Annotated in this window: 3 protein-coding genes; all 3 read right to left on the bottom strand. The window is 72.7% G+C overall.

Going from position 1 to position 3,876, the window contains the following annotated elements; genetic code table 11:
* Positions 1 to 85 precede the first annotated feature (85 nt).
* Complete coding sequence (locus ACWDR0_RS34670; protein ID WP_456355816.1) at positions 86 to 1,825, bottom strand: ABC transporter ATP-binding protein; 1,740 nt, start codon at positions 1,823 to 1,825, stop codon at positions 86 to 88.
* Entirely contained in the window at positions 1,822 to 3,648 is a 1,827-nt protein-coding gene (locus ACWDR0_RS34675; RefSeq protein ID WP_456355817.1) for an ABC transporter ATP-binding protein, read from the bottom strand. Before ACWDR0_RS34675 ends, ACWDR0_RS34670 begins: the two co-directional genes overlap by 4 nt.
* 47 nt (positions 3,649 to 3,695) lie before the next feature.
* Positions 3,696 to 3,876 (bottom strand): hypothetical protein (locus ACWDR0_RS34680; RefSeq protein ID WP_456355818.1); only part of this gene is annotated, 181 nt, incomplete at its 5' end.

Below are 3,876 nucleotides of genomic sequence, written 5' to 3' on the forward strand. Positions count from 1 at the left end.
GATGACCAGGTCTGGGGAATGAGTTGTACTAGGAAGTTACCGGTGGGTTGAGTGGGAAGGAAGGGGCCCCCGTCGGTGGGGTGCGTCATGAGCGGGCTGCGGTGATCCGCCATCCGGCCGCCCGGCTGCGCTCGTGCCAGAACCGCGCGTAGTGCCCGCCGAGGGCGAGGAGATCCGTATGGGTGCCGCGCTCGGCGACCCGTCCTTCGTGGAGCACCACGATCTGGTCCGCTGTCATCACGGTGCTCAGCCTATGCGCGACGACCAGCAGCGTGCTGTTCGAGCGCAGCTCCTCCAGGGCGCGCTGCACCGCCGCCTCGTTCTCCGGGTCGAGCGCCGCGGTGGCCTCGTCCAGCAGCACCACGGGCGCGTTCTTCAGCAGCGCGCGGGCCACCGAGACCCGCTGGCGTTCACCGCCGGACAGGGCCCGGCCGCCCTCGCCGACCCGGGCCGACCAGCCGTCCGGGAGCCGCTCGACGATCTCGTCCACCCCGGCCAGACGGGCCGCGCGGCGGACGTCCTCGTCGGTCGCGTCCGGCCGTCCGATCCGGATATTGCCGATCAGGGTGTCGTCGAAGAGGTGGACGTCCTGGAAGACCAGGGCCAGCTGGGCCATCAGATCCTCGGTGCGCTGCTCCCGGACGTCGGTGCCGCCGACCCGGACGGTGCCGTCGCGGACATCGGAGAACCGGGCGATCAGCCGGGTCACGGTGGTCTTCCCGGAGCCGGAGGCGCCCACCAGCGCCGTCATGGTGCGGGGCGGCACGGTGAACCCGACGCCGTCCAGGACGTCCGGGCCGTCCCCGTACCCGAAGCGCACCCCGGTCAGTTCGATCTCGCCCGGGGTACGGACGGGGGCGGAGCGCTCGGGGGCGGGCAGCGGCGGCTCGTCCAGGACCTCCCGTACCCGGCGCAGATCGTTCCCGGCCATCCGCATGACTCCGGCGAACTCCCCGACCTCCGCGAGCGGTCCGGTGAAGCGCGCCACCAGAGCGAGCAGGGCGACGAGTTCGACCGGGTCGACGGTGTCCCGGAGCGCGAGCAGGACGCCCACGCCGATCAGGGCGGAGAAGCAGAGCTGCACGGCGAAACCGCTGAGCAGCATGCCGGGTATGGAGAGCAGGACCTGCCGGCGGGCGGCGGTCCGCTGCTCCTCCAGGGCGTCCTCCAGCGGCCGGTAGCCCTCGGTGGTGCGTCCGAAGGCGCGCAGGACGGTCTGGTCCCGGGCGAACTCCAGCACCCGGTTGGCCGCCTCCACCCCGGCCCGGTCGTTCTCCTCGTCCGACCGTGACATCAGCCGGACGGAGAGCCGGGCGGCGAGCAGGATCAGCGGCGAGCAGACCAGGACGGCGAGACCGAGCCGCCAGTCGTGCCAGAACATCACCGCGACCACGGTCGCCGGGGCGAGCACACCGGTGACCAGCGGCTGGAGAAGATGCGCACAGCTTCCCGCGATGGAGAAGACGGACTTGGTACCGATCCGGCTGAGCCGCCCGACTGCGGTGCCGTCGAACCAGCCGAGCGGCAGGGTCACCGCATGGTCGCCCAGCCGGTGGTGGAGCGTGGTCAGGATCACCAGGGCGAGCCGGAAGCCCAGCATTGCCTGGGCGTAGTGGGCGACCAGGGAGAGGACGACCGCCGCGCCCATCCAGGGGAACCACGCCGCGGCGCCGCCGGTGTCCCCGGTCAGCAGCCGTCCCAGCACCGGGACGAGGAAGGCGACCGCGGCGCCCTGCGCCACGCCGTTGACGGCGAGGGCCCCCAGATAGCGGACGAGAGTGGGGCGGTGGTCGGGGCCGAGTACGGCCGCCAGGTCGCGGATCATGAGCCGGTCCCTTCGTGGGTCGACCACAGCCGGGCGTAACGGCCGCCGGCGGCCAGCAGTGCGGTGTGGGTGCCGTGCTCCACCAGCCGCCCGCCGTCCAGTACGGCGATCGTGTCGGCGGTGGTGACGGTGGAGAGCCGGTGCGCGATCACCAGGACGGTCCGTCCGGCGATCAGCGGGGCGATGGCGTCCTGGATCTCGGCCTCCGAGGACGGGTCGGCGAAGGCCGTGGCCTCGTCGAGGACGAGGACGGGGGTGTCCGCGAGCAGCGCGCGGGCGATGGAGACGCGCTGTGCCTCGCCGCCGGAGAGGGCCAGCCCCTCGCCGACGACGGTGTCGTAGCCGTCGGGCAGGGCGAGGATCCGTTCGTGCACCCGTGCCGCCTCCGCCGCGGCCCGTACCTCCGCGTCACCGGCTTCGGGCCGGCCGAGGCGGATGTTGTCGCGGATCGTGCCGCGCACCAGCCGGACGTCCTGGAGCACGAAGCCGATGGTGCGGTAGAGCTCGGCGGTGCTCAGCTCGCGGATATCCACCCCGCCGACGGTCACCCGGCCGCCCGTGACGTCGTGGAAGCGGGTGACCAGGGCCGCGAGGGTGGACTTTCCGGCACCGGACGGGCCGACGAGCGCCGTCAGGGTGCCGGGGGCGAGCCGCAGGCTCACCCCGTCCAGGACCTGCCGGGTGCCGTCGTAGCTGAACGACACGGTCTCCAGGGCGACCTCGTGTCCCCGCGGCGAGCGGGGGTTCTCCGCCTCGGGCAGGACGGGAACGGTGAGGACGGCGTCGATGCGCAGTGCGGCGGCGGCCGCCTCGCGCTTGGCCTGGGCGCTGAACCCGAGGGTGAGCAGCGCACTGGGAAGGATCATGGCGACCAGGGAGGCGGTCAGCACGTCGACCGGTGCCACCCAGCCGCGGGAGACGAACCAGACCCCGCCGCCGAGGTTGATCAGCAGGACGACCGGCGGTGAGACGGCCATCGAGGCCACGGCCTCCAGCTTGAGCATCGGCCGTACCCAGTCGCTGTAGTTGCGGCCGAAGCGGGTGGCCGCCTCGCGGTAGCTCGCATGGGCCCGGCCGGTCCGGCCGAAGGTCTTGACCACGGCGATGCCCTGGACGAACTCGACGATGCTGCGGTTGACCGCCGCCACCCCCGCGTCCATCGCGGCCATCTGCGGGGCGAAGTCCCGCATCATGTACGCGTACCCGCCGAGATAGACGGGCAGGGTGACCACGGCGAGCAGGGCGAGGCGCCAGTCCAGCCAGAGCAGATAGCCGAATCCGGCGACCGGGACGGTGATTGCGCCCACGGATTCGACGGCGCTGTGGGCGACGAGATGGTGCAGGTCGTGTACGTCGTTCTGGGCCGCTTTGCGCACCGAGGCCGAGGAGTTGGCGTCGAACCAGCCCAGCGGCACCCGGCCCAGCCGGTCCACGATCCGGCGCCGCAGTGACGCCTGGAGCCGGACGTCGGCGAAGTGGGTGACCCCGAGGGCCGCGACGCCGAAGACTCCCCGGACGGTCAGACCGAGCAGGGCGATCAGCACGGCACGGCGTACCGCGTCCTCGTCGGCCGGCCCGTCGGCCAGCAGAGCCCGGGCCAACTCCGCGACGGCGACGAAGGGCACGACCGCCGCGGCCGAGCCGATCACCTGGAGCCCCATCCCGATCAGGGTCGGGACGCGGACCGGCGCGAGCAACTCCTTCAGGACGGTACGCGCCCGCTCGCGGTCGTCGCCGCCGTTGCCGGGCGGGGGCGGCGGTGCCTCGCCGGGAGGCGGGTCGCCGCTTTCCCGGTGGAGGGCCGTCGTATCGGTCAGGGCCATGCCGCCTCCTCTTTACAGACAGGCTGTCTGCTTTAGGTGAGGGTAGCCTAAGTTCGAATGGGGGTGGGGTTGTTGCCCGGGATCGCGGAGGGGCGGGGCGGGGCCGTGGATTCGGGGGCGGTGCGCACCTGGCGCGCTTCAAGGGCCCGGACCAGCAGAAGCCCGCGGGCGTCCTGTCCGGCGGTGAGCGCAACCGCCTCAACCTGGCGCTCACCCTCAAGCAGGGCG

The sequence above is a fragment of the Streptomyces sp. NPDC003691 genome (assembly GCF_053981115.1).